The organism is Terrimesophilobacter mesophilus, from assembly GCF_014200375.1.
In the GTDB taxonomy this organism is placed as follows: domain Bacteria; phylum Actinomycetota; class Actinomycetes; order Actinomycetales; family Microbacteriaceae; genus Terrimesophilobacter; species Terrimesophilobacter mesophilus.
This window is the reverse complement of sequence record NZ_JACHBP010000001.1, coordinates 1-25,596: the sequence shown is the minus strand read 5'-3', so window position 1 is coordinate 25,596 and position 25,596 is coordinate 1. Positions and strand designations below refer to the sequence as shown.

Below are 25,596 nucleotides of genomic sequence, written 5' to 3'. Positions count from 1 at the left end.
CTACTGCGGCAGCATGCCGGTGGCGAAGAAATCCACGAGCTCGTCGCGCGCCGACAGCGGCAGGATGTGCGCGACGTACTGGTCCGGGCGGACGACGACGACGCATCCTTCGCGGTCGATGCCGCGTGCCTCGAAGAAGTCCTCCTGGTCCGGATCGACGCAGTAGACCTTCTGGTAGTCGATGAGTCCGAACGGTCCCACCCTCGGGAGGAAGATCTTCGGCACGACACCGAGCTCGACATCCTGGTAGCGCTGTTGATAAACGACTTTGGCGTCGAAGACATTGTCGAGGTCGGATCCCCGCGGCGTGAAGAGCGCCACCGGCGACTCGGGTGACGCCAACCACTCCGCCCAGTCGGCCAGGGCAGAGTCCTCACCGGCTGCCGGAGCATCGGCGAAGGCGTAAAGCCGCCAGCGGCCGTCCGCTCTCGCGTGGTGGCCGAGATGCACTGGGTTGGCATCCGCGACCCGCATCGCGTGCGCCGATTTGAACCGCTTGCCGATCGTGAAGCCCGTCGCGAGGTGCTGGTTAGTCGCGTCGCCCGTGATCATCGACGGGGTGTACTGGGTCATGAACCCGGCGGGGAACTCCGCCGTCGCCGTGTAGAACTCGGCGAGCTCGGTCGGACTCGCGAACTCCTCCGGCTTCTTCGCCATCATCGCCGCCCATTCGCGGTCGAAGTCGATGAGGTTCTGGGCGATGACCTGACGCTCTCCGGAGTAGGTGTCGAGCAGGGATGCCGGGCTCCGACCCTCGAGCACCTGGCCGAGCTTCCAGCCCAGGTTGAAGCCGTCCTGCATCGAGACGTTCATCCCCTGGCCCGCCTTCGCACTGTGCGTATGGCAGGCATCCCCCGCGATGAACACCCGCGGCAGCTGGTCGCCGGTGAGTTCCGCCGGCACGTTGTCGAACTTGTCGGTGACCCGGTGGCCCACCTCATACACGCTCCACCACGCGACGTTCTTCACCTCGACCGTGTACGGGTTCATGATCCGGTTCGCCTTGGCGATGATGTGATCGAGCGTCGTGGCCCGGATGGTGTCGTGCGTCTCCGGAGTGAGTTCACCGAGGTCGACGTACATCCGGAACAGGAACCCTCCCTCTCGGGGTATGTGCAGGATGCTGCCTTCCGAGTGCGACTGGATCGCGCACTTGGTGCGAATGTCGGGGAAGTCGGTGACCGTGAGCACGTCCATGACCCCCCAGGCGTGGAAGGACTTGTCGCCGACGTGCTTGCATCCGATCGACTCCCGCACCGCGCTGTGCGCGCCATCGCATCCGACCACGTACTTCGCGAGGACGGTGCGCTCCTCGCCGTCGTGTTCTCCCGCCGTGTGTCGCAGCCTGACCGTGACCGGGTATTCGCCATCCTCGGCAATCTCAAGACCCAGGAACTCGTAGCCGAAGTCCGGACGGATGCGCGCAGGACCGTTGACCGCGGACTCGGCGAAGTAGTCCAGGACCCTCGCCTGGTTGACGATGAGGTGGGGGAACTCGCTGACGCCCCTCGGGTCGTCCTTCTCGCGCTGGTTGCGGATGATCTTCGACGGGTCTGCAGGGTCGGGCCCCCAGAAGTTCATCGCCGTCAGGTGGAAAGCCTCCGCGACGATCCGTTCGGCGAAGCCGAAGGCCTGGAACGTCTCGACGCTGCGTGCCTGGATTCCGTCGGCCTGTCCGATCTCGAGCCGACCTGGCCGCCGCTCGACGACGCGCGTCATGATCGACGGATACTGCGACAGCTGGGCGGCCAGGAGCATTCCGGCGGGTCCTGAGCCCACGATCATGACATCCATGCGATCCGGGAGCTCGCTGGGGCGGTCGCGGCCGGTGCCTGCGGCGGGAAGGATGCGGGGGTCGCCCGAGACGTATCCGTGGTGGTGAAACTGCATCGTCGCTGTTCTCCCGAGTTGTTCTCTATTCGAACACGCCTGTCCACTATTGAACGCGCGGTTCCTGTCCCCAGAGTATTCCAGCGCGCCGCGGCGGGCAAAGCACCTCCAACCGCCTTGACCTCACACAGGCACGGCGTGATTGACTTCTGGCATGTCCACCGAAGACGAACCGCCGGCCGGCCAGCATCCGCGCGAGCCCCATGGTGCCGGGATCTCGGGCAGGCTCAACTGGCTGCGAGCCGGAGTCCTGGGCGCGAACGACGGCATCGTGTCCGTTGCGGCCGTCGTCGTCGGCGTCGCGGGTGCCACCTCAGCCGTCGAAGCGATCTTCACCGCGGGAATCGCCGCTCTCGTGGGCGGGGCGATCTCCATGGCGCTCGGAGAGTACGTCTCGGTGAGCAGCCAGCGGGACAGCCAGCGCGCCCTCATCGCCAAGGAGCGCCAGGAGCTGGTGGACTCGCCCGAGGCCGAGCTCGAAGAACTCGTCGGCCTCTATGAGGCGAAGGGACTCTCCCCCGTTACGGCCAGACTCGTCGCGGTCGAGCGCACGGAACATGACGCGCTCGCCGCGCACCTCGAAGTCGAACTCCAGATCTCCGAAGACGAGATCGTGAGCCCGTGGAACGCGGCGATCGCCTCCGCCATCGCATTCATCCTGGGGGCGATTCTCCCCCTTGTCGCGATCGTGCTTCCCTCGGAGCCGGCGCGGATCCCGGTCACGTTCGCTGCGGTTCTCGTGACGCTGGCCGTGACCGGAAGCGTCGGTGCGAAGATCGGTGGCAGCCCGATGCTGCGGCCGACCGTGCGGATTCTCGTCGGTGGTGCGCTCGCCCTCATCGTCACTTTCGCGATCGGGTGGCTGCTCGGGACGACCGGTATCGTCTAGGCCGGAGAAACCGCGACCCCGGGCTGGCCGGTTGGTCAGTCGAAGTCGGCGCGGCGGTCCATGGCGCGGTTCGCTGCAGCATCGGCACGGGAGTTCTGCAGCCGCGGGATCCACTCGAATCGCACCGGTGTCCCGGTGAGGAGCTGACGGGCGACGGCGGCGAGCTCGGCCATGTCCGGATGTTTGATCTTCCAGCGCCCGGACATCTGCTCGACGACGAGCTTGGAATCCATGCGGATGTGCAGCTCGGCATCCGGATCTATCGCGAGTGCACGCCGCACCCCCTCGATGAGCGCGGTGTACTCTGCGACATTGTTCGAGACGACTCCGAGGTAGCGACCGACCTCTGCCAGCACCTCACCGGTCACCGGGTCGATGACGATCGAGCCGCTTCCGGCCAGGCCGGGGTTGCCCCGCGAGCCGCCGTCGGCCTCGATGATGAGCCGGCGCGCCATCAGATGCCCGACTCTGCCGTGCGCACGAGGATCGCGTTGCTGTCGGGGCAGAGCACCACGTCGTCCGGCGCAGCAGCCCGAATGGCCGCCATGTCGCTCTCGTTGAGCTTCACGCCGCTCGCTCGGGAGACACCGCCTTGCAGAAGCGATGCGCCCGTGCCGTAGCGCTCCCGCTGGCGCTCGTAGAGCGACACGAGCTCCGAGGGAAGCCTGCCGACGAGCTCCACACGGTTGGCCAGGGCGTGATCTCGTTCCTCGCCGATGGTCGCGAGCGCGGCATCCCGTGCCGCTTCCGCCTGGGCCAGTCGCACCGCGAGCTCCTCGTACGCTGAGGCCGTGTTCGAGGAGGCCAACTCGAGTTCTTCGATCCGTTCCATGACGGCGAGCTCGATGTCCTCGAGGTCCGATTGACGCTTGCGCAGGGACGACAGCTCGGCTTCGAGCCCGGCGACGTCCTTGACCGACGATGTCGACTCCAGACGCTCCGTGTCGCGCTTGATGCGCGCCTCGACGACGGCGACATCCGATTCGACCCGTTTGAGCTCTGTGCGGGCGTCCTCGAGAGCACCGCTGTCGGTCACACCGGACAGTCGAGCCTCCTCGGATTCGGCGGTCAACGATACGATCGTGGCCAGCTCGGGGAGTGATCCCGCCTGGTGGGCGAGCTGCTGCAGCTTCGTGTCGATCGCCTGGACGTCGAGGAGGACTGCCTGGTCCTCGGGGCTTGCTTTCAGCGGCATTGCGGGGAAACCAATCTCTCGTCGCTACTGGACAATCACGAAGTCCCACGGGTCGGTGCGGAGTTCGCTGACCGTCACCGTAACACCGGGCAGCGCCGTGCGCAGTTCTGCGGCCGCCGAGTCTAGCCACAGCCACTCGCTCGCCCAGTGCGACACGTCGATGAGGGCTGGGCCCCCGGTGAGCCTCGCCGTCTCCCGGAACGCCGACGCCGGATGGTGACGAAGATCCGACGTGATGAAGACGTCGGATGCCTGGACCTCGGCCTCATCGAGGTAGTTGTCGCCCGCGCCGGCACACACCGCGACCCGGCTGATCTCCGCGTCGTAGTCGCCGGACACCCGCACCCCGGATGCCGTGGGCGGGAGGAACTCTGCGAGCCGGCGCGCCAGGCGGCCCAGTGTCATCGGCCTCGCGAGGGTGCCCACGCGCCCCACGCCACCATGGCCATCGGCCGCTTCGACGATCGGGACGATGTCGGTGAGGCCCAGCCGGCCGGCGAGGACGGCTGAGGTTCCGCTCTCGACCACATCCGCGTTCGTGTGGGCCGTATAGAGCGCACAACCGCCGCGGATCAGCCGGGAGACCACTGCTCCCTTGAATCGGTCCTCCGCGACGCTCGTGACCCCCCGCAGCAGCAATGGGTGGTGTGCGAGTAGGACCTCGGCACCGAGCTCGATCGCCTCATCCGCCGTGTCCGGCACCGCGTCGACCGTCAGATGGATGCCCGTGACCGCTGCCTGCAGGTCACCCGAGACGAGCCCGACGGAATCCCAGGGCTCTGCGCCGGACAGCGGCCAGAGCTGCCCCGCGATCCGAACGAGATCGGAGACGGTAATGTCGCCGGCGGCCTTCTCAGACATTCGTCCAGTCTAGGTCGCACGGTTGGCGGCAGTGGTCAGTCCGCCTGGGAGCGCATCCGGACCGGGCCCAGCTCCTCCTGCCGTCGGATCGCGGGGATCCCGGCGACGATAGGGGTGAGGATGCCCAGTACCAGAGCCACGAAGACTCCGAGATCGCTCGCCGCCACGTCACTCGACAGCGGGACCCCGAGGAGCGGGAACAGGTAGCCCTGCCAGTTGAGCCAGGACACGCTCGCCGTTGTGAGGCCGAAGCCGACGATCGAGGAGACGATGAGCATGGCGACGTTCGGCCAGTTGACATCCGGGTACACGCCGCCGCGTTTCACCAGGGCCTCGGAGACGAAACTCCGATTGCGGATCATCATCTCCGCGCCGAAGATGCCCGCCCAGGCCGCAATGGGAACGGCGAGACTCGTCGCGACATCCCGCACGATGATCGTGAAGTCGCCGACCGACAGGGCGATGAGGACCGCGACGGCGGCCACCCCCACGCCGACGACGACGACCGCGGCCGACCTGCGCATCGTCGCTCCGGTGGCCTGCAGCGCGAACCCGCCGGAGTAGATGGAGATGACAACGCCCGACAGGAGGCTCAGGGCCAGGGCCGCGATGAGCGGGATCGGATACCAGGTGGGAATGAGCAGGGCGATCGTGTCGAGCGGGGCGTCGACGAGGCCGGTGGCGACATCCGGATTCGATGCGGCGAGCACCGCACCGTAGGCGATGAGAACGAAAGCCGGGATCGTCGCACCGAACGTGGACCACAGCATGGAGGATGCGCCAGAGCTCCCCGTCCGCTGGTAGCGCGCGAGATCGGCACTGCTGACCGCCCAGACGAGCCCCACGAAGCTGAAGACGAGCACGGCGCCCGTGAGCACGAGGATCCACGGGCCGTCCCCCACCGTGAGCGCTGTGGCGATGTCGACGGACGGCCAGGTGATGAGGATGAGCCCCACGATGAGCATCGCGGAGACGATCGTGAACGTGAGTTGAATCCTGGCGATCAGTCCGTACCCGAAGAATGCGATCACGAGTGCGAGAAGGAAGCCCAGTGCGAGCCCGATGATGGTGACCTGCGATTCGCCGAGCGATCCCGAGAGCTCGGCGCCGACGAGGATGCGCGACGTGCCCGCCGCGAGGAACCAGAGGAGGACTGCTCCCCAGAACACCCGGACGACGAGGGCGAGGACCGCGGGAAGGATGTTTCCGACATGCCCGAATGTCGCGCGCGAGACGATCATCGTCGGCTGGCCGCTCCACTTGCCTGCGAGCGTTCCGAGACCCAGGGGCAGGAAGGAGACCGCGACGCCGATGAGCGTTGCGACGATCGCCTGCCGAAGACTCATTCCCAGCGCGAGCACCGCGCCGCCGAAGGCGACGCTCACCACGGAGGAGTTCGCGGCGAACCAGAGCCAGAACAGGCGGGATGCCCGCCCCACCCTCTGGTCGATGGCCGTCGGCTGAACGGAACTCTCCTCCACGCGGAACGCCGGAGGCGACACGGGCTCAGCCTCGATCACGACGTGCTCCGTCGCCGGGGTCCGGGGGCTCGCGATCGGTTCGATCGGGGCGCCCGGCGCCTCAGGGAGGATCGCAACACCCTCCGATGTGACGGGGAACGGTCCCGTGAGGTCCGCGAACGCGCGGTCGGTGTCGGCGACGTCGGGGTCCGGGATGGCGGTGTCGGCCGGGTCGGTGTCAGCCCGGTCGGTGTCAGCCGGGTCGGAATCTCCGAGATCGCTGTCGGTCGGTTCGGTGTCGGCGTCCTGCCCGGTCACCGCCCCGCTCAGGAGTGCGTCGAAGTCGAACGATTCGTGCGACGCAGCGGGTGCCGGCTCGACGAGATCCGGGATCGCCGGGGTCGCAGGCGGCACCGACTGCAACACTGCAGGAGGGCGCGGCGGCATGAGCTCATGCCCGGGAGGAGGCGGGATGTCCGAGATCGGTGCCGTCATGGGCGCCGGCGCGCTGCTCAAATCGCTGTCGAGGACTTCATCCATCCGGAACGTGTGAGTGGGCTCCGGCGCAGCGGGTGGCGGCGCTGGAGCATCGGCGGCATCCGTCGTGTGACCATCGTCGAGGATGTCGCCGAAGCCATCCCTGGCCGACTCGACCTCGGCGAGCGCTTCGGGGGTCGCCCCGCTCGTCATGGACTCCTGCCACTGGCGGAAGTCGGCCGCGTCCTGCTCCCTCAGGCTCAATTGCTCTGCGAGGGTCGCCATGATCTCGTCGGTGTCGCCGCCGGCCTCGGCCTTCGCTGCGAGCGCCGCGGCGAGTTCGGATGTCGGCAGCGAACGTCGCACCGGTGCCATCACCGCACCAGTCTCCGGAGCCTCCGTCGCCACCTCGTCAAGCGGTTCCGCATCCAGATCCCACACGATCGCCGGCTTCGACGCCGCTTCCGGTTGTGGTGCATTTCCCGCTTCCGACTCGGAGTCCGGCTCTATTGCGAAGTCGGGCTCCGGCATGGGCTCCGGCATGGGCTCCGGTTCGCGCGCCGACTCCGGCTCGGGCTCCTGCTCGGGCTCCGGCTCGACTGCGCCGATGGTGTGGATGGTTCCCGAGTGTGTGGCTCGCTCGAGATCGTGCTCGAGGGCGCTCGCGAGATCGTCATCGCTCATGAGCGGCGGTGTCATCCCCGCGGTGGATGGCGGGGTCCACGTCGAGCGTCGCGGCCCCGGTCGATCGCTCGCTCCCGCTCCCTGCGCTGCGGTTTCGAGGTCGCCATCAGCCGGGCTGTCGTGGTCAACCATGGCCAAATGATACGGCCCCACCTGTCCTGCGCCACTGCGGCGTGCCGAGTCGGCAGAACTGGTGAAAATGCAGAGTGGGCCCTGCCGGGATCGAACCGACGACATCCACGGTGTAAACGTGGCGCTCTACCAGCTGAGCTAAAGGCCCGCATCCCGCGAGCGGGATCAACGCTCCATGTTACCGGCCAGCACCACCACCCGGTCGTACACTGACCGCATGAGCGAGAAGAACCTCACCTGGCACCAGAAACAGAAGGCGAGCCTGAGCGCAGGGCAGCGCGCGGCCGACATCATGCGCAATGGCATGGGCAGCTGGATATTCGTCGGCCTGTTCGTCCTGTTCATGATCGTCTGGGCGATCCTGAATACCCTGCTCGTCGTCGCCAGGTGGGACCCGTACCCGTTCATCCTTCTCAACCTGTTCCTGAGCATGCTCGCGGGTTTGCAGGGCGCCATCCTGCTCATCGCAGCGAAGAGGCAGGATGCGATCGCCGCGGCCCTCGCGCAGCACGACTACGACACGAACCTCGCCGCAAAGGCCGACATCGAGCAGCTCATGGAGATCAACCGCAGGCAACTCGTCATCATCGAGGAACTCCGTGAGCTCCTGCGCGCCTCGGCGGACGCCCAGGGTGGGCCGCCTGCCGCGAAATCATGACAAGCTGGACTCACTAGAATTGGCGTGCCCCAGCATCCGTGCCCCTCAGGTCGAAACCCGTCCGTAGCGGCGCGCTGGCCACAGAGATCGATGCGAACACCGCGTCGGACACGAACCATGCGAGGTCAACCGTGACTGTCAACGACCAGGATCCCTACTCGATGAACCACATCGACTCAGACCCTGAGGAGACCGCAGAGTGGCAGGAGTCGCTCGACGGGATCGTCGCGGCGCACGGTCGCGAGCGCGCCCGAGACATCATGCTGAGCCTGCTCAAGCGCTCCAAGGAACTCCAGCTCGGCGTGCCCATGGTGCCGACGACCGACTACATCAACACGATCGCTCCGGAGAATGAGCCCGAGTTCCCCGGCGACGAGGAGATCGAGCGCAAGTACCGCGCCTGGCTGCGTTGGAACGCCGCCATCACGGTGCACCGCGCCCAGCGCCCTGGCATCGCCGTCGGAGGGCACATCTCCACCTACGCCTCCTCCGCCGCACTCTACGAGGTCGGCCACAATCACTTCTTCCACGGCCACGACAACCCCGGCGGCGCCGACCAGATCTTCTACCAGGGCCACGCATCCCCCGGTATGTATGCGCGCGCGTTCCTCGAGGGGCGCATCAGTGAAACGCAGCTCGACGGGTTCCGCCAGGAGAAGTCGAAGGCCCCGAACGGACTGAGCTCGTACCCGCATCCGCACCTCATGCCCGACTTCTGGGAGTTCCCGACCGTCTCGATGGGACTGGGACCGCTCAATGCGATCTGGCAAGCGGAGACGAACCGCTACCTCACCAATCGCGGCATCAAAGATCTTTCCGACAGCCACGTCTGGGCCTTCCTCGGCGACGGCGAGATGGACGAGGTCGAGAGCCGAGGAGCACTGCAGTGGGCCGCCAACCACAACCTCGACAATCTGACCTTCGTCATCAACTGCAACCTGCAGCGGCTCGACGGCCCGGTGCGCGGCAACGGCAAGATCATCCAGGAGCTCGAGAGCTTCTTCCGCGGCGCCGGCTGGAACGTGATCAAGGTCATCTGGGGCAGGGAATGGGATGCGCTGCTCGCGAAGGACACCGAGGGCGCACTCGTCAACCTCATGAACCAGACGCCGGATGGCGACTATCAGACCTACAAGGCGGAGAGCGGCGCGTACGTTCGCGAGAACTTCTTCGGTCGTGACCCGCGCGTCGCCGAGATGGTCAAGGACTACACCGACGACCAGTTGTGGAAGCTCAAGCGCGGCGGCCACGACTACCGCAAGGTCTACGCCGCTTTCAAGTCGGCGACGGAGCACAAGGGTCAGCCGACCGTCATCCTCGCCAAGACCATCAAGGGCTACGGGCTCGGCCCGTCATTCGAGGGGCGCAACGCGACCCACCAGATGAAGAAGCTCACCCTCGACAACCTCAAGGACTTCCGCGACGCGATGCAGATCCCGATCACGGATGCCGTGCTCGAGGAGAACCCGTATCTTCCGCCGTTCTACCACCCGGGCGAAGACGACCCCGCCATTCAGTACCTGCTCGAGCGCCGTCGCGCCCTCGGCGGCTTCGTTCCCGAGCGCCGCGTCAAGTACACGCCGCTCTCCCTCCCGGACGACAGCGCATACGAGGTCGCCCGCCGCGGCTCCGGCAAGCAGGAGATCGCGACCACCATGGCCTTCGCCCGCCTGCTCAAGGATCTCCTGAAATCGCCGGACTTCGGGCACCGCATCGTCCCGATCATCCCCGATGAGGCGCGCACGTTCGGTATGGACGCGTACTTCCCCACCGCGAAGATCTACAACCCCAACGGGATGCACTACACCTCGGTCGACCGCGACCAGCTGCTCGCATACAAGGAGAGCGAGCAGGGCCAGATCCTGCACGTCGGAATCAACGAGGCCGGCGCGTTCTCGGCCTTCACCGCCGTCGGAAGCTCCTACGCGACCCACGGCGAGCCGCTCATCCCGATCTACGTCTTCTACTCGATGTTCGGCTTCCAGCGCACGGGCGACAGCATGTGGGCGGCCGGCGACCAGATGGCGCGTGGTTTCATCATGGGGGCGACAGCGGGTCGTACGACGCTCACCGGCGAAGGACTGCAGCACGCGGACGGCCACTCGCACCTGCTCGCATCCACGAACCCGTCCGTGGTCTCCTACGACCCTGCGTACGGCTACGAGCTCGGCCACATCGTCAAGGCGGGCCTCGAGCGCATGTATGGCGGGCAGCATCCGCACCCCGATGTCATGTACTACATCACGATCTACAACGAGCCGCTCGTGCAGCCCGCCGAGCCGGAGCACCTCGATCTCGAGGGGCTGCTGAAGGGCATCTACCTGCTGAAGAGGTCGGATGCCGGCGGTCCGCGCGCGCAGCTGCTCGCCTCCGGCGTCGCCGTGCCGTGGATCCTCGAAGCGCAGGACCTGCTCGCCCGCGACTGGGGCGTCGCCGCGGATGTCTGGTCGGTCACGTCGTGGACGGAGCTGCGCCGCGAGGGCCTCGAGGCGGACGAGTGGAACTTCCTGCATCCGAACGAGGGCGGGCGGATGCCGTACATCACGCAGAAGCTCACGGGAGCGGAGGGGCCCTTCGTGGCGGTGAGCGATTACATGCACGCCGTGCCGGACCAGATCCGCCGCTACGTGCCCGGCGACTTCGCGACGCTCGGAGCCGACGACTACGGGTTCTCGGACACGCGCGCCGCCGCCCGCCGATTCTTCAAGATCGACGGGCCGTCCATCGTCGTGCGCACGCTCGAGGCGCTCGCGCGGCAGGGACGGCTCGACCCGGCCCTCGCGCAACAGGCCATCGACAAGTACGCGCTTCACGATGTGACGGCCGGAACGACGGGCAGCGCCGGCGGCGAGAGCTGATCGGCCGACACCGATGCCCACCGCCTCAACACCCGCGCCGAAGACGAAGGCTCAGACGCTCGCGTGGCTGAAGACGGTGTCCGGCGAGTTCGCGACGGCGACGCTCAAGCGACTCGAGGACACTCTCCCGTGGTATCGGGAAATGCCACCCGGGCGCCGCTCGGCCGTCGGCATGGTCGCCCAGGCCGGCATCACCTCGTTCATCCAGTGGTACGACGACCCGACCTCGACCCCCTGGGTCGCCGCGGATGTCTTCGGAGTCGCACCCCGCGAGCTCCTGCGCTCGGTGAGCCTCACGCAGACCCTCCAGCTCATCAAGGTCACGGTCGAGGTCGTCGAGGACCGCGTCAAGGGGCGCGACGAGTCGCTGCGCGAAGCCATCCTGCTGTATTCGCGAGAGATCGCGTTCGGTGCGGCCGATGTCTATGCGCGCGCGGCAGAGGCCAGAGGGCTCTGGGACGCGAGGCTCGAAGCGCTCGTCGTCGACAGCATCCTGAGCGGAGAGTACGACGACGAGCTGCCGAGCCGGATCGCCGCACTCGGCTGGCACGGGCACGGCGAGGTGTCCGTGCTCGTCGGCACCGCGCCCAAGCAACTGGATGTCGACATGCTGCGGCGCACCGCCCGCCACCTCGACGCGGACGTGCTCATCGGGGTGCAGGGTTCGCGCCTCGTCCTCGTGATCGGCCGGGCGCTACCCGCCCCCAGCGGCGAGGATGACCACTCGGAACCACCGCTCGCCTTCCTGGAGATCGCGAACGCACTCGAGCCCGGTTTCGGTGAGGGCTATCTCGTGCTCGGCCACGAGGTCCCCACCCTTGTCGACGCGAATCGCAGCGCCAAGGCGGCCCTTGCGGGGTTCGCCGTCGCCCGATCGTGGCGCAACGCTCCGCGGCCCGCGCTCGCCGATGACCTGCTGCCGGAGCGCGCCCTCGCCGGCGACCCGCTCGCACGCTCCACTCTCACCAACCGCATCTACCGCCCGCTGCAGGCCCACGCGAGCGAACTGCTGACGACCCTGTGGGCCTACCTCGACAACGGCCGCTCGCTCGAGGCGACAGCGCGCGAACTCTTCGTGCATCCGAACACCGTCCGGTACCGGTTGAAGCGCGTCTCGGAGGTCATCGGCTACGACGCCACGGGTGCGCGGGAGTCGCTCATCCTGCAGTCGGCGCTCATCATCGGCTCCATCGCCGAACCCGACGGCTCGACTCGGCGCCGCTGACTCGTCGCTGCGTCCATCCCGCCGAATCCGCTGTGGCCGGGCGATGGCTGCGCCAACCGACAAAGGTCTTGACTATTGTTGGTGGAGTTGTCACAGTGCAAACGCGCCGAGGATTGGAAGACTAGAGAAGTGATCGTCGTCGTCTGCCCCGGTCAGGGGTCTCAAACTCCCGGATTCCTCACCCCGTGGCTCGAAGTCCCCGGCCTCGAGGAACGGCTGGCAGGGTACTCGGATGCGGCCGGCATCGATCTCGCCACCCACGGAACCGTCTCCGACGCCGACACCATCCGCGACACGAAGGTCGCCCAGCCGCTCATCGTCGCGGCCGGACTTCTGACCCTCTATGTGCTCCTGCAGGGTCGCCGCGACCAGATCGGCGGCATCGCAGGCCATTCCGTGGGCGAGCTCACCGCGGCTGCCGCCGCCGGCATCCTGACCGAGACCGAGGCCATGTCGCTCGTCGCGGAGCGCGGACGCGCGATGGCGGATGCCGCAGCCCTGACCCCCACCGGCATGAGCGCCGTCATCGGCGCCGATGAGACGGAGCTGCTCTCCGCACTCCACGACCTCGGGCTCGAACCGGCCAACTTCAATGGCGGAGGGCAGATCGTCGTCGCGGGTGCGCTCGACGCCCTGGAGAAGCTCAGGGAGACCCCTCCCGCGGGGGCCCGCGTCATCCCGCTCCAGGTCGCCGGAGCATTCCACACCCGCTACATGGCACCCGCCGTCGAGCGGCTGGAGGCCGCGGCATCCGGTCTCTCCGCTGCCTCACCGACCCTGCCGATCTGGACGAACCGGGACGGGCATCGGGTCTCGAGCGGAAGCGAATACCTCGACCTTCTCGTCGGGCAGGTCTCCTCCCCGGTGCGCTGGGACCGCTGCATGGAATCCTTCGCGGAGGCCGGCGTGACCGGCGTCGTCGAGGTGGCCCCTGCCGGCGCACTCGTGGGGCTCGCGAAACGAGGGCTCAAGGGAGTGCCCTCGGTCGCCGTGAAGACTCCAGAAGACATCCAGTCGGCCATCGAGATGATTGAGAACTCATGAGCACTCCGAAACTGAAGCAGTCCACCGGGGCGAAGTACACGCGCCTGTACGGATTCGGGGCCGCGCGCGGCGACCGCATCGTGCCGAATGACGACCTCATCGGGCCGATCGATTCGAGCGATGAGTGGATCCAGCAGCGCACGGGCATCGTCACACGCACCCGTGCATCCACCGGCCTACTCGCCGTCGACCTGGCGACAGAGGCTGCGAAGGAGGCCATCGCGGTCTCCGGCGTCGATGCCGCCGACATCGATCTCGTCATCATCGCCACCATCAGCAACGTGCAGCAGACCCCGTCGATGGCGGCCGTCGTCGCCGATCGTGTGGGAGCGAACCCTGCTGCTGCCTACGACGCGAACGCAGCGTGCGCCGGATACTCCTACGCGCTCACCCAGGCGGACGCCCTCATCCGTTCCGGTGCCGCCCACTACGCCCTCGTCATCGGTGCGGAGAAGTTGTCGGATGTCGTCGATCCCACCGATCGCTCGATCTCCTTCCTGCTCGGGGACGGCGCCGGCGCGGTCGTCGTCGGTCCGAGTGACTTCCCCGGCATCTCGCCGGCGGTGTGGGGTTCGGACGGATCCAAAGCATCCGCCGTCGGCATGAACGCGACCCTCATCGACTACCGGGAGGGCGACGCGAACTGGCCGACACTTCGCCAGGACGGCCAGACCGTGTTCCGCTGGGCCGTCTGGGACATGGCCAAGGTCGCCAAAAAGGCGCTCGCGGATGCCGGCATCACCGCCGACGACCTCGCCGCGTTCATCCCCCACCAGGCGAACATGCGCATCATCGACGAGTTCGCCAAGCAGTTGAAGCTGCCGGAGTCCGTCGTCATCGCCCGGGACATCGCCACGACGGGCAACACCTCTGCGGCGTCCATCCCGCTCGCCACCCACCGACTGCTCCAGGAGCATCCTGAGCTCTCCGGTGGGCTCGCTCTCCAGATCGGATTCGGCGCCGGGCTCGTCTATGGGGCACAGGTCGTCGTCCTGCCCTAAACTTGTCCCCGGTCATCAATACCCCAAGGAGATTAACAATGGCATTGTCCACCGAAGAAGTTCTGGCCGGCCTCGCCGAGCTCATCAACGACGAAACCGGCATCGCGACTGACACGGTCGAGCTGGACAAGTCGTTCACCGACGATCTCGACATCGACTCGATCTCGATGATGACCATTGTGGTCAACGCCGAGGAGAAGTTCGACGTGAAGATCCCGGATGACGAGGTCAAGAACCTGAAGACCGTCGGCGACGCCGTGAGCTTCATCGTCAACGCCCAGAACTAGTGTTGTCCCTCTCTCGGCCGTCCGGATGAGAATGCGGGCGGCCGAGAGCGTGCGCAGTGTGTGAGCAGAGAACAGCAGTAAGGATGCCCCAATGACGCTCAAGAAGATCGTGGTCACCGGTATCGGTGCGAGCTCCCCGCTCGGTGGCACCGCCCGCGACTCCTGGAACGCCCTTCTCGCGGGCGAATCCGGCGTGCGCACCATTGAGGCCGACTGGGTGGAGCAGTACGAGCTTCCGGTGACGTTCGCCGCCCAGGCGAAGGTGGCGCCCGCCGACGTGCTCGAGCGCGTCGAGACGAAGCGACTCGACCCTTCGAGCCAGCACGCCCTCATCTCCGCGCGCGAAGCCTGGGCGGATGCCGGCTCCCCCGACATCGACCCGCTGCGCATCGCCGTCGACTACGCCACGGGAATCGGCGGCATCTGGACCCTTGTCGACGCTTGGGAGACCCTGCGTGAGCGCGGCCCCCGTCGCGTCCTTCCGATGACGGTTCCGATGCTCATGCCCAACGGGCCCGCCGCGGCCATCAGCATGGACCTGTCCGCACGCGGCGGAGCACGGACGGTGGTCTCGGCCTGCGCATCCGGCACGGAGTCGATCACCAACGCCTACGACCACCTTCAGGCCGGCCTCGCCGACGTCATCATCGCGGGCGGAGCCGAGGCGGCGATCCACCCGCTGCCCATCGCGGCGTTCGCAGCCATGCAGGCGCTCTCCAAGCGGAATGACGACCCGGCGGCGGCATCCCGCCCCTACGACCTCAACCGAGACGGTTTCGTGCTGGGCGAGGGTGCAGGCTCGATCGTGCTCGAGACCGAGGAGCACGCGCTCGCCCGAGGAGCGAGGATCTACGCCGAGCTGGCCGGAGGATCGGTGACGAGCGACGCGTACCACATCACGGCGCCGGACCCGGACGGCAATGCGGCCGCCCGCGCCATGCGCATGGCTGTCGAACACGCCGGCGGCTCCATCGAGGATGTCACCCACATCAACGCGCACGCCACGAGCACCCCGGTCGGCGACATCGCCGAGTACCATGCCCTCCTTCGCATCTTCGGCGACCGGCTGCACGACATCCCGGTGTCGGCCACGAAGGCGGCGACCGGTCACCTGCTCGGCGGAACCGGCGCGCTCGAGGCGATCTTCACGATCCTCGCCGTGCACGAACGGATGGCTCCGCCGACGATCAACCTCGACGATCAGGACCCGGCCATCCCGCTCGACGTCGTGACGGCGCCGCGGCCGCTCGGCGACGGCCCACAGCTCGCCATCAGCAACTCGTTCGGGTTCGGCGGGCACAACGCGGTGGTGGCGTTCCGGAGCGTGTAGCGCGCCATCGGCACGGCGTAGAGTGTGGCGATGGCACGCCTCGTCTACACCGCGATCTGCTCTCTCGACGGCTACATCGAGGATGCCGCGGGCTCCTTCGACTGGGCCATGCCGGACGAGGAGGTGCACCGCTTCGCCAACGACCTCGAGCGATCCGTGGGGCTCTGCCTCTACGGCCGCCGACTCTACGAGACGATGGTGTTCTGGGAGGATCCGGCCAACCTCGCCGGCGGGCCCGACTTCGTGCTCGAGTACGGCGAGCTCTGGCGCGCCAACGAGAAGGTCGTGTTCTCGCGGAGCCTCCCTGCAGTATCGAGCGAGCGGACGCGTCTTGTGCGGGACTTCGACCCCGAGCTCGTCCGACGTTGGAAGGCCGAAGCGGATGCCGACCTGTCGATCGGCGGCGCCGAACTCGCCGGGCTGGCCCTGCGCGCCGGCCTCGTCGACGACGTGCACCTGCTCATCGCACCCATCCTCGTCGGCGGCGGGAAGCGTGCGCTGCCCGAGGGGGTCACCCAAAAGCTGGAGCTCGCGGAGGAGCGCCGATTCGCAAGCGGCTTCGTGCACCTGGGGTATCGGGTCTCAGCCGACCTTGTGTAGCCACACCACCTGGTTGTCGTCGCTCGCGTGGCGGAAGGCCTCGAGCTCGTCGTCCCAGGCCTGCCCGAGGGCGAGCCGGAGTTCGCGGTGCAGTTCGAAGGCATCCGACCCGGCGACCTCCATGGCGTACCGGATGCGATCCTCCGGGATCACGAGGTTGCCGACGGTGTCGGTCTGCGCGTAGAAGATGCCGAGGTCGGGGGTGTGCAGCCAGCGGCCGCCATCGCTGCCCGGAGTCGGATCCTCGGTGACCTCGAAGCGGAGGTGCTCCCAGCCGCGCAGGGCGGATGCGAGGCGCGCTCCGGTCCCCTGGACGCCTTCCCAGTAGTACTCGGCGCGCATGGCGCCCTTGAGCACGGGCTGGACGTCCCAGTTGAAGTTGACGGCGCGATCGAGTGCGCCTCCCGCCGCCCACTCGACGTGGGGGCAGAGCGCTTTCGGCGATGAGTGGACGTACAGCACTCCGCGCGCTGGTGCAGCAGTCACGATATCTCCATTTCCGTTAGGTGCGACTTCCCCATCGACCTGTGGAACGAGATTCGTAACGTATGAAGTTTCCCTTGCATTATGACCGACGAAGCTGGCAAATGACAAGTGTGTGATTCCCGACACGCGGGCGACCTTGTGTTCTAGATACTCGGTATAGCTATACTCGGCTGATACATACCGGGTAATTCTTTACCGAAAGGCCACCATGTCCGTCCGCCAGAGCCTCCTCGCCATCCTCGACCAGGGGCCGTGCTACGGCTACCAGCTGCGCAGCGAGTTCGACCGACGCACCGGCTCGACGTGGCCGCTCAACGTCGGCCAGATCTACAACACGCTCGACCGGCTCGAGCGCGACGGCCTCGTCGAGAAGACCGACGTCGAGGGGTCGGACCCCGACAGCTCCGGCCAGATCTACTACCGCATCACGGATGCCGGCAGCGCCGAGGTGGCAGGCTGGCTCGGCTCCCCCGTCGAGCGGTCCGCTGCCACGCGTGACGAGCTCGCGATCAAGCTTGCGATCGCCGTGACCCTGCCGGGCGTGGATATCGCTCAGGTCATCCAGGTGCAGCGCACCGCGACGCTGCGCACGCTGCAGGAACTCACGAAGACGAAGAACGCCTCGGGAGACCCGGAGTCCTCCGAGGAACTCGCCTGGCTGCTCGTCGTGGACTCGATGATCTTCCAGGCGGAGGCGGAGGTGCGCTGGCTCGACCATTCGGAGGCGAGACTGGCTCGCGCATCCGCCGCCGGCCTCGCCTCTCCCCTGCCGCTCAGCACCGAGGTGCCCAAACGCGGTCGTCCGGCGAAGGTGGTCGCCCGATGAGCGGACCCGGCGGCTACTTCGCGTCGGCGTAGCTGTCCACGACGGCGATGCTCAGGGGGAATTCGACCGGGGTGGCACCGAAGAGCAGGCGACCCGCCTCGACCGCGGCGGACTCGATCGCGGCGACCACGGCATCCGTCATCGCCGCAGGCGAATGCACGACGAGCTCGTCGTGGAGGAAGAACACGAGGTGCGGGGCGTCCGTGAGCCAGGCCGAGCCACCGAGTTCATGCAACGCGCCACGCAGCGTCGCCATCCAGCACAGCGCCCACTCGGCCGCCGTCCCCTGTACGACGAAGTTGCGCGTGAACCGGCCCCAGGAGCGCGCCTGGCCCCGCGCCTTGCTCGCGTCGGCATCCGTCGAACTCTCTCCATAGGCCGCGGCCTGCAGTTCGCGCCAGTTCGCACCGGGTCTGGGCGAACTTCGTCCGAGCCGCGTCGTCACGACCTCGCCGCGCTCCCCCGCCCGCGCCGCGCTCTCGACGAGCCCGATCGCGCGAGGATACGCCTTCGCGAGCGCGGGCATAAGCCGCCCGCTCTCGCCCGTCGTCGCGCCGTACATCGCGCCGAGCATCGCGACCTTCGCGTGATCCCGGGTCTTCACCGCGCCGCGCGCCACGATCGCCGCATACATGTCCTTCGCGCGGCCGGCCTCGGCCATCGCGGCGTCGCCGGAGAGCGCGGCGAGGATGCGCGGCTCGAGCTGGGAGGCGTCCGCGACGACGAGTTTGAAACCCGGATCGGCGACGACCGCACCACGCACCTGTTTCGGCAGCTGCAACGCGCCTCCGCCGCCCTTGCTCGCCCAGCGCCCAGTCACGACACCGCCCACCACGTAGTCGGGACGGAACCGGCCGTCGCGCACGTTCGCGTCGAGCCAGTGCCAACCGTTCGCGCTCAGCAGCCGTGCGAGCTTCTTGTATTCGAGCAACGGCTCGACGACCGGATGCCGCAGCTTCTTGATGTCCCAGGACCGGGTCGAAGTGATCATGAGCCCCGCGCGCTGAAGGGTCTTCACGAGCTCGACCGGGGAATCCGGGTTGAGCTCGGGCGCGTCGAGGGCATCGCGCACGCGTTCGAGAACGGCGGTGAGCTTCGCCGGGCGCTCACCGGGTTTGGGGCGGGGGCCGAGCAACTCGGTGAGCAACTGGTCGTGCAACTCGGCGCGCCACGGCAACCCAGCGAACTGCATCTCAGCGGCGACGAGTGCGCCCGCCGACTCGGCGGCGAGCAGCAGGCCGATGCGCGCGGGGTCGGCGGATGCCGCGACAGCTTCCCGCTGCAACCGGAACTCGGCGACCGGGTCGGGCGGCCCGACGGCACTTGCGCTTCCGGCGTCCGGCTCCAGTTCGAACAGCCCATCGCTGGCCGCGCGGTGACCCTCCCGCCTGTGCGCCCGGTCCTCGGGTGTCGGCTCGTCCCAGCCGTTCCGAGCCGCGCGCGCAAGCGCGGTCCGGGCCGTCAGCTCCGAGTTGCGCAGGATCGCGTGCGAGAGCCTCAGGTCGACGCAGCGCTCGACGCGAACACCCGCGGACAGGAGAAGCGGGTACCAGGTGGTCGTGTCGTCCCAGACCCAGCGGGGACGATCGGCAGCAGCAGCCGTGAACTCGCGGCGCGCGACCTCGGCGGGCATAGCGGCGCGTGCCAGGACGGTCGCCTCGCCCGCTGGTTCCCCGGCATCGTCGAGCGGCGAGAGAAGGACGCCGTCGGGGTGCGAGGCCAGGGCGATGAACACGTGACCAGTCTGCCCGGTGCCCGGGACATCCGGGCGCCCCTTCAGTGCAGGAGCGACCCGTCCTTCGCGAGCACGTTCTTCTCGCCCGCCTCGATGGGAACGGCGAATCGGTTCTGCATCGGGGGCATGGGGCAGTTGAAGGCATACGAGAAGCCGCACGGTGGCAGCACAGCGCGGTTGAAGTCCAGCGTGACGCGACCGGAGGCATCCGGAGCAACGTACAGGAACCGGCCGACGCTGTAGGTGTCGACCCCGCTCGTCGCGTCGGAGAACACGATCTGCAGTGCGCGCCCGGACTCGATCGCCGCGAGCGAGTAGTCGACGCCGTCCTTGCTGAACGAGATCTCGCCAGGAAGTTCGACCTCCCGCGTCCTGCCTTCGTCCCTCGTGTGCTCGAACGGCATCGTGGCACCGGGAAGTTCGGTGAACTTCGCCTCGACGACCCAGTCGGGGTTGTAGGGGTAGGCGTCGATGCCGCCGAAGTTCTGGATGGCATCCGAATCGGCATCCCACACCCGCAGCGCGTAGCCACCCGTCGCGCCGGCGATCACGAAGCCCGTCACGGTGTCGCTGAACACGATGTCGCCCGGTTCATCGGAATCCTTGCCCCTGACGATGACCGTGCCGTCGACGACCTCGCCATTCAGGCGGATGCCATCGGAAGCACTCGCCGTCAGCTGCAACCCGGACTCGCCTGCGGGCAGTGGCGCCCAGGTCCCCGGCGCATTCCACACGGTCTGCTCGGAGTCGATCCATTGCGTGTTGACGAGCGCGAGGTTGCCCTTCGGCTGCACAACGGCCTGTTCGCGACGCTCGCGGAAGGTCGCGAACTGCCCTTCTGGACTGTGGGCGTCTGGGGTCGTGGTGGCGGTGTCGGTCATCGTTCCATCCTTGTCGAGGTCACTGACAGTAACCGGTCAGGACACACCACTGTTCCCGTTTGGCGCGATTGCGCCCGGACGAACGGGCGCAATCGCGCCGCAGGGACGCACACGGCCCGGTCCGTCGTCGCAACAAAAAAGCCGGCCCCGCATCCGAAGACGCGGGGCCGGCTCAAGCTGTGACTACAGCGGGCGGATGTTCTCCGCCTGCGGGCCCTTGGGACCCTGTGCGAGGTCGAACTCGACCTTCTGGTTCTCGTCGAGCGACTTGTAGCCGCTACCGGCGATTGCCGAGTAGTGGGCGAACACGTCGGGACTTCCGTCCTCGGGGGCGATGAATCCAAAGCCCTTTTCCGCGTTGAACCACTTAACGGTGCCTACTGCCATTTTCTTCTTCTCCTTCAGGAGTCCTGCTCGGCGGCCCCGACCTTCGAGGCCGCACGTCGCGGTGTTCATCGTCCGCTCCCGAAAGGATCAGATCGCCATCACTGGCTCCCTGGCAATCAAGATGTGCGAGGTACTGCAACTGCGATATAGACAGTAGTGCACTTCCCCACGGAGATACAGAGAATGCACAAGGTCGGTTCGAATTGTTACTTACCGAAATGTGGTCAGGCCTCGCGGGGATTCCGCTCCCCCGGATCGCGAATCGAGCCTCGAAGTTCGCTGAAAGTGGGTCGGCGCTGCCGGATTCGGCCAGTTTCGGCCGGTATACTCGTCCGGTCGCCGCGGACAGCTCGTGTTCACCCACGGGAATCAGGCCCAGAGCATCAACTCAGAGCGTTCGCGTCGGACCTGAATATGGACATCCACATCGGATGGGCCAGAAAGGCAGGTGAGATGACCACCATCACCGACAAGGCAATCGTGCCCTACGAGGACCCGAAGTGGGTTCCCATCCTCCCGACCCGCTGGGTCGCAGAATATGACGGCGAAGTCGCCGGCGCGATCGACCGCACCCCACGCGGGAAGTACCTCGCGACCGACAGGCGCGGCCGCAAGGTCGGCTCCTTCCGGACACTCTCCGAAGCCCGTGACCGACTCGATGAGAAGAACAGCTCGACCACCATGCAGCGGATGGACCAGTCCCGCCTTCTGCTCATCGGCGGGCTCATCGCTTTTCTGGCGGCGGCATCCGTTGCCGCCGTCGGGATCGTCTCGCTTCTGACTCACTGAGCCTTCGGGGCCGCTCCTAGTTGAAGAGGAGGCTCGTGGTCACTCCACCGAGCCCCACAACGGCGATGAGCCACCCGAGCACCAGGACCCCGGTGACCCAGGTGAGCCGGAGATGCCTGGCCTGACTGACCGCAGACTGCGCGCGCCGGAATCGTTCGATATCCTGCGCGAACTCCAGCGACGGTGACTCGGCGTCGTTCCAGTCCGGCTGCCCGGATGCTGCGACCCGAAACGCCTTGAGATCCTCCTGCGAATTGACCCTCGGCATGCTCTTCAGCCATGCCCTCACGTCCCGGGGAGTGAGAACGGCGACTCGACGAGGAGGCCTGGCCACCGTGAGGCTGCGCGCCCCGACGACGACGACGCACGGCGTCACGGCCACCCGGACGCCGACCGCATCCGACAGCAACTGGGTGACGCGCACCGCTTCCCACTCGGAGTCCCGCACGTGTGAGACCCGTTCTCCGTCGACGAGGAAGACCTTCCCGTCGATCCAGATCACACCGCCGGGGTGATGGCGAATGGCGATGGAGAAAACGCCGGCCGGCCCGATCACGAGATGGGCGACCTCGTGGGCGTCGGCGCCAGCCGGCACGGAGCGGAGCACCATCCACTCTCCCCCGAGTTGCGCGAGAGCATCCATGACCGCGACATCGCCGCTGGCCTCGCGATACGCCGTGCGGAGCCCGGGCGGGATCGGATTGCGACCGAAGAGGCGCGCGAGAAACCGCTGCGGTGGAGCAACGTCGATCTCGTCGACGAACTCGCACACGCTGGATGGAGCTCGAGTGATGTTCTGCACGTGCGTGGCCAGTGCGTCGTTCTTCAACGCCGCGTCCCCCTCGTCGATCAAGTTCGTGTGTGTCGACATCGGCTGTGTCGACCTCGAATCGGCACCTGATCCCGACCCTGGCGCCACCGTTTCGACGTTACCGATTCCTCACTCGGATCGAGACCCCCCTTTCGGATGTGGCCATTCCGGGGGCAGAACCGCCCGCGAGTTCGGGGACAGAGGAAAAATGGGGTTGCACTTCGGCGGATTTGGGCGCAGTCTGGAGGAAGAACAACTCATCGCCCGGAAGAGCCGCACTCAGTGCCGCACCGGGCGATGAGTCTGTCCGGCGGACCGCCGTCAGGGCAGCGGACCGAGCAACGCGCTCGCCACCGTCGCGTGGGCCGAATCCTCATTGCTCGGATGGAAGCCGCCCGCCAGCACGTCGCGGTAGAGGCGGCCCAATTCGTTTCCGGAGAAGTAGCTCCCACCTCCGGAGACCCGAATCGCCTGGTCCACCACGAACTTCGCGGTATCGGTCGCGCGCAGCTTCAGGCCGACGAGAGCTCGGAACCACTGGTCCCCGCGGTCGACTCCTGCGTCGATGTCCGCCGCCACGGCATCCAACTGCGGCAGGATCGCGTCGTACGCGATGGCCGCGTCCGCGAGCTTCCACCGGATGTCCGGGTCGAGGGACTTCGCTTCACCGGCGTTCTTCGCGGACTTGCGCCGCATCGCGTTCTCGACGCCGAGTTCGAGTGCGCGCCTGGCGATCCCCGTGTATACGGCCGACAAGAGCGTCTCGAAGTTCGAGAAGATCGAGAAGATCAGCAGATCCGGGCTCGGGCCGGGGTCGAGGCGACGGAAGACGCGCTGAGGTTCAGCACGCACCCCCTCGAGCCGCGTGCTGCTGCTCTGGGACGCGCGCATCCCCAGGGTGTCCCAGTCGTCGAGGATGGTGATGCCGGCCGCGTCCCGCGCCACGACGGCGTGAACGAGTTTGGGCGCATCGGGCGATGTCGTGTCGAGGCCGAAGAGTCCGAGCCGAGTCCAGGCCGGGGACAGGCTCGTGAAGATCTTCGTCCCGGTGAACTCGTACCCGCCGTCCGGCACAGGAGCAGCGTCCGTGGCGCTTCCGAACAGGACCAGGTCGTTGCCCGCCTCACTGATGGCCAGGGCGAACAACTCCCCCTCCGCGGCTTCGCGCAGCACGAACTCGAGCGCGTCATCGCCCCGATCCAGCATGGTCTTCGCAACACCCGTCCAGACGAGATGCATGTTGACCGCGAGTGCCGTCGCCGGAGCAGCCGCCGCGAGGTTCATCTGCTCGTGGACCACGTCCTGGAGGGACAGCCCGAGTCCGCCCATGCTCGTCGGAACCAGCGCGGTGAGGTATCCGCTCGAGCGAAGCTCTGCGAGATCCTCGGCGACGAATGCATTGTCACGGTCGTATCCGGCCGCGCGGTCGTGGATGGACTGCAGCAGCGATTCGCTCAGAATGCTCACCCCTCTAGAGTCTCACGGGGTGCAGGGCCGCCGCTGCGCGGATCCGCCCTGCGCCCGCCGTAAGGTGGTTCGGTGACCACGCTCGATTTCTCGGCGCTCAACGCCTCCGTGACGACTCAGGACATCCGTGAGCACCGGGCGGCCGGAGGACCGGCGCCGACATCCCTCATTCCCACGATCATCGCCGCGGTCGTGATCCTCGTCGTCGGTGGGCTCATGGTGAGCTTCGTCATGTCCGCGGTCTCCAGCGTCGTTACCGACTCTGGGCCGTCGCCGGCCATCCTCATCGTGGTCGCGATCGCCGCCGCGGCGGTCGTTGCGCTCTTCTTCATCACCCGGCGGGCGTTGTCGATCCGCCTCGTGCGGATGAGCCGATTCGCCGCGGCCAATGGCTTCGCCTATTCGGTGAATGCGGGAGTTCCCGACTACCCCGGTGCGATCTTCGGGATCGGGTCGGCCAGAAGCATCCCCGAACGGTTGTCCCGTGCCACGAAGCCGACGGTCGACGTGGGAGATCTTCGATACACGACGGGCTCCGGGAAGAACCGCAAGGTCCACAATTGGGGTTACATCGCCATCCGCCTGGATCGGATGCTTCCGCAGATGGTCCTGGACGCGACCTCGAACAACTTCCTGGGAACCAACCTTCCTGTGACGTTCTCCCGCGACCAGAAGCTCAGCCTGGAAGGCGATTTCGATCGCTATTTCACGCTGTACTGCCCCAGGGAGTACGAGGCGGATGCGCTCTACGTGTTCACACCGGACCTCATGGCGCGTCTCGTCGACGAGGCGGCCACGCTCGATGTGGAGATCGTCGACGACTGGATGTTCCTCTACTCCGAATCGCCGTTCGACCTGGCGGAGCCGGCGACGCTTGCGCGCATCTTCAGGATCGTGGACACCGTGGGCACGAGAACACTCGACCGCACGGAGCGCTATGCGGACTCGAGGGTCGGCGACAGCACGCCCGCGTCGTCCCCGTTGACAGCGCGGATGTCGCACAACGTGGTCGCCGGGCCCGGCAGGCGACTGCAGCGTGGATTGCCGATCGCGGGCGTTCTCCTGGTCGCCGCGATCGCCGTCATCTGGATCGCGAACTTCGCGCCGCTGTTCTCCAGGCTCTAGAGGCCGGCCGGCAGGACCTCGGCATCCGCGAACACCAGACGCTGAGTGGGCCGGGTCATCGCCACGAACAACGCCGCGGCACCGCGCTCTGTCGCGTGGACGATCGCCGCAGGATCGACGATGACGACGGCGTCGAACTCGAGGCCCTTGGCGTCGTGTGCTCCGAGGACGGTGATCGCGGAGTCCAGCCCCTCCGCTCCGATCCCCACTTCGCCGGGGAATGCGCTGTCGAGTGTATCCAGCAGAACGGGCGCACGGTCGTCGGTCGCGATCACGGCCACGGTCCCGCGGGTCTCCTGGGCCAGTCGAACCGCGTCGACGACATCCGCGACGGTGTCGATCGGCCATTCGCTCTCCCGCACCGCCACGGATTTCGTGACCGGCAGGCCGTGCGCGATCGCCATCGACTCCGCGGCTGCGGCGATCTGCGAGGGGGTGCGGTAGTTGACGGTGAGCTCTTCACGACGCCAACGGTCTCCCTCCGCGCGGTGGCCGATG

24 protein-coding genes and 1 tRNA gene are annotated in these 25,596 nt (G+C 67.2%); 12 read left to right on the top strand and 13 right to left on the bottom strand.

Features of this window, described 5'->3' with window-relative positions:
* Window positions 1-1,890 carry an FAD-binding monooxygenase gene (locus BKA04_RS00125; protein ID WP_104094596.1) on the bottom strand — a complete coding sequence of 630 codons (1,890 nt, stop codon included), beginning with the start codon at window positions 1,888-1,890 and terminating at the stop codon, window positions 1-3.
* Window positions 1,891-2,044: 154 nt separating this feature from the next.
* On the opposite strand from BKA04_RS00125, the gene BKA04_RS00120 reads away from it, so the two are divergent.
* Window positions 2,045-2,779: a VIT1/CCC1 transporter family protein gene (locus BKA04_RS00120; RefSeq protein ID WP_104094595.1), complete on the top strand. Its 735-nt coding sequence runs from the start codon at window positions 2,045-2,047 to the stop codon at window positions 2,777-2,779.
* A gap of 35 nt (window positions 2,780-2,814) precedes the next feature.
* Here the strand turns inward: BKA04_RS00120 and BKA04_RS00115 are convergent, their stop codons facing one another.
* The 5 genes from BKA04_RS00115 to BKA04_RS00095 all read right to left on the bottom strand — a co-directional run bounded on the left by BKA04_RS00115 (window position 2,815) and on the right by BKA04_RS00095 (window position 7,736).
* On the bottom strand, window positions 2,815-3,234 hold the full coding sequence (locus BKA04_RS00115) for a reverse transcriptase-like protein (RefSeq protein WP_104094594.1): 420 nt from the start codon (window positions 3,232-3,234) through the stop codon (window positions 2,815-2,817).
* On the bottom strand, window positions 3,234-3,974 hold the full coding sequence (locus BKA04_RS00110; protein ID WP_232841904.1) for a zinc ribbon domain-containing protein: 741 nt from the start codon (window positions 3,972-3,974) through the stop codon (window positions 3,234-3,236). Before BKA04_RS00110 ends, BKA04_RS00115 begins: the two co-directional genes overlap by 1 nt.
* A 24-nt stretch (window positions 3,975-3,998) precedes the next feature.
* Window positions 3,999-4,835, bottom strand: a complete 837-nt coding sequence (locus BKA04_RS00105; RefSeq protein WP_104094593.1) for a Nif3-like dinuclear metal center hexameric protein — start codon at window positions 4,833-4,835, stop codon at window positions 3,999-4,001.
* A gap of 35 nt (window positions 4,836-4,870) precedes the next feature.
* Entirely contained in the window at window positions 4,871-7,588 is a 2,718-nt protein-coding gene (locus BKA04_RS00100; RefSeq protein WP_134542205.1) for a purine-cytosine permease family protein, read from the bottom strand.
* 75 nt (window positions 7,589-7,663) lie between these two features.
* Window positions 7,664-7,736: transfer RNA gene (locus BKA04_RS00095), tRNA-Val, on the bottom strand.
* A gap of 69 nt (window positions 7,737-7,805) precedes the next feature.
* On the opposite strand from BKA04_RS00095, the gene BKA04_RS00090 reads away from it, so the two are divergent.
* The 8 genes from BKA04_RS00090 (at window position 7,806) to BKA04_RS00055 (ending at window position 16,591) form a co-directional block, all read left to right on the top strand.
* Entirely contained in the window at window positions 7,806-8,246 is a 441-nt protein-coding gene (locus BKA04_RS00090) for a DUF1003 domain-containing protein (protein WP_104094591.1), read from the top strand.
* Between the two features lie 131 nt (window positions 8,247-8,377).
* Entirely contained in the window at window positions 8,378-11,104 is a 2,727-nt protein-coding gene (gene aceE / locus BKA04_RS00085; RefSeq protein WP_104096531.1) for a pyruvate dehydrogenase (acetyl-transferring), homodimeric type, read from the top strand.
* 13 nt (window positions 11,105-11,117) lie between these two features.
* On the top strand, window positions 11,118-12,329 hold the full coding sequence (locus BKA04_RS00080) for a PucR family transcriptional regulator (protein WP_104094590.1): 1,212 nt from the start codon (window positions 11,118-11,120) through the stop codon (window positions 12,327-12,329).
* 129 nt (window positions 12,330-12,458) lie between these two features.
* Window positions 12,459-13,373, top strand: coding sequence for an ACP S-malonyltransferase (locus tag BKA04_RS00075; protein WP_104094589.1), 915 nt, complete (start codon window positions 12,459-12,461; stop codon window positions 13,371-13,373).
* The gene (locus BKA04_RS00070) at window positions 13,370-14,374 is read left to right on the top strand and encodes a beta-ketoacyl-ACP synthase III (RefSeq protein ID WP_104094588.1); all 1,005 of its coding nucleotides are present in this window, start codon (window positions 13,370-13,372) and stop codon (window positions 14,372-14,374) included. The genes BKA04_RS00075 and BKA04_RS00070 overlap by 4 nt, the downstream gene beginning before the upstream one ends.
* A 38-nt stretch (window positions 14,375-14,412) precedes the next feature.
* Complete coding sequence (locus BKA04_RS00065; RefSeq protein ID WP_104094587.1) at window positions 14,413-14,661, top strand: acyl carrier protein; 249 nt, start codon at window positions 14,413-14,415, stop codon at window positions 14,659-14,661.
* Window positions 14,662-14,752: 91 nt separating this feature from the next.
* A complete protein-coding gene (locus BKA04_RS00060) occupies window positions 14,753-15,991 on the top strand; it encodes a beta-ketoacyl-[acyl-carrier-protein] synthase family protein (RefSeq protein WP_104094586.1) in 1,239 nt (412 codons plus the stop codon).
* 30 nt (window positions 15,992-16,021) lie between these two features.
* Complete coding sequence (locus BKA04_RS00055; protein ID WP_104094585.1) at window positions 16,022-16,591, top strand: dihydrofolate reductase family protein; 570 nt, start codon at window positions 16,022-16,024, stop codon at window positions 16,589-16,591.
* On the opposite strand, the gene BKA04_RS00050 is transcribed toward BKA04_RS00055, so the two are convergent.
* Entirely contained in the window at window positions 16,574-17,077 is a 504-nt protein-coding gene (locus BKA04_RS00050; protein WP_104094584.1) for a DUF3145 domain-containing protein, read from the bottom strand. The two genes, BKA04_RS00055 and BKA04_RS00050, sit on opposite strands and share 18 nt — an antisense overlap.
* Before the next feature lie 208 nt (window positions 17,078-17,285).
* Between BKA04_RS00050 and BKA04_RS00045 the strand changes: the two genes are divergently transcribed.
* Window positions 17,286-17,903, top strand: coding sequence for a PadR family transcriptional regulator (locus BKA04_RS00045; RefSeq protein WP_104094583.1), 618 nt, complete (start codon window positions 17,286-17,288; stop codon window positions 17,901-17,903).
* 13 nt (window positions 17,904-17,916) lie between these two features.
* Here the strand turns inward: BKA04_RS00045 and BKA04_RS00040 are convergent, their stop codons facing one another.
* From BKA04_RS00040 to BKA04_RS00030, 3 genes are all read right to left on the bottom strand, one after another.
* On the bottom strand, window positions 17,917-19,638 hold the full coding sequence (locus BKA04_RS00040) for a bifunctional 3'-5' exonuclease/DNA polymerase (protein WP_104094582.1): 1,722 nt from the start codon (window positions 19,636-19,638) through the stop codon (window positions 17,917-17,919).
* A 41-nt stretch (window positions 19,639-19,679) separates the two neighbouring features.
* Window positions 19,680-20,519 carry a DUF1684 domain-containing protein gene (locus tag BKA04_RS00035; protein WP_104094581.1) on the bottom strand — a complete coding sequence of 280 codons (840 nt, stop codon included), beginning with the start codon at window positions 20,517-20,519 and terminating at the stop codon, window positions 19,680-19,682.
* Window positions 20,520-20,702: 183 nt separating this feature from the next.
* Entirely contained in the window at window positions 20,703-20,906 is a 204-nt protein-coding gene (locus tag BKA04_RS00030) for a cold-shock protein (protein ID WP_104094580.1), read from the bottom strand.
* A 453-nt stretch (window positions 20,907-21,359) separates the two neighbouring features.
* Here BKA04_RS00030 and BKA04_RS00025 point away from each other — a divergent pair, with 453 nt between their 5' ends.
* Window positions 21,360-21,695, top strand: a complete 336-nt coding sequence (locus BKA04_RS00025) for a hypothetical protein (protein WP_134542204.1) — start codon at window positions 21,360-21,362, stop codon at window positions 21,693-21,695.
* A gap of 16 nt (window positions 21,696-21,711) precedes the next feature.
* Here BKA04_RS00025 and BKA04_RS00020 read toward each other — a convergent pair whose 3' ends face one another.
* Both BKA04_RS00020 and BKA04_RS00015 read right to left on the bottom strand, forming a co-directional pair.
* Window positions 21,712-22,566 carry an NERD domain-containing protein gene (locus tag BKA04_RS00020; protein WP_104094578.1) on the bottom strand — a complete coding sequence of 285 codons (855 nt, stop codon included), beginning with the start codon at window positions 22,564-22,566 and terminating at the stop codon, window positions 21,712-21,714.
* Window positions 22,567-22,827: 261 nt separating this feature from the next.
* Window positions 22,828-23,973, bottom strand: coding sequence for an acyl-CoA dehydrogenase family protein (locus tag BKA04_RS00015; protein WP_104094577.1), 1,146 nt, complete (start codon window positions 23,971-23,973; stop codon window positions 22,828-22,830).
* A 72-nt stretch (window positions 23,974-24,045) separates the two neighbouring features.
* Here BKA04_RS00015 and BKA04_RS00010 point away from each other — a divergent pair, with 72 nt between their 5' ends.
* The gene (locus BKA04_RS00010) at window positions 24,046-25,098 is read left to right on the top strand and encodes a hypothetical protein (protein WP_104094576.1); all 1,053 of its coding nucleotides are present in this window, start codon (window positions 24,046-24,048) and stop codon (window positions 25,096-25,098) included.
* Here the strand turns inward: BKA04_RS00010 and BKA04_RS00005 are convergent.
* The coding region (locus BKA04_RS00005; protein WP_183320688.1) for an ATP-binding domain-containing protein at window positions 25,095-25,596 on the bottom strand (502 nt) is incomplete at its 5' end. The genes BKA04_RS00010 and BKA04_RS00005 overlap by 4 nt on opposite strands.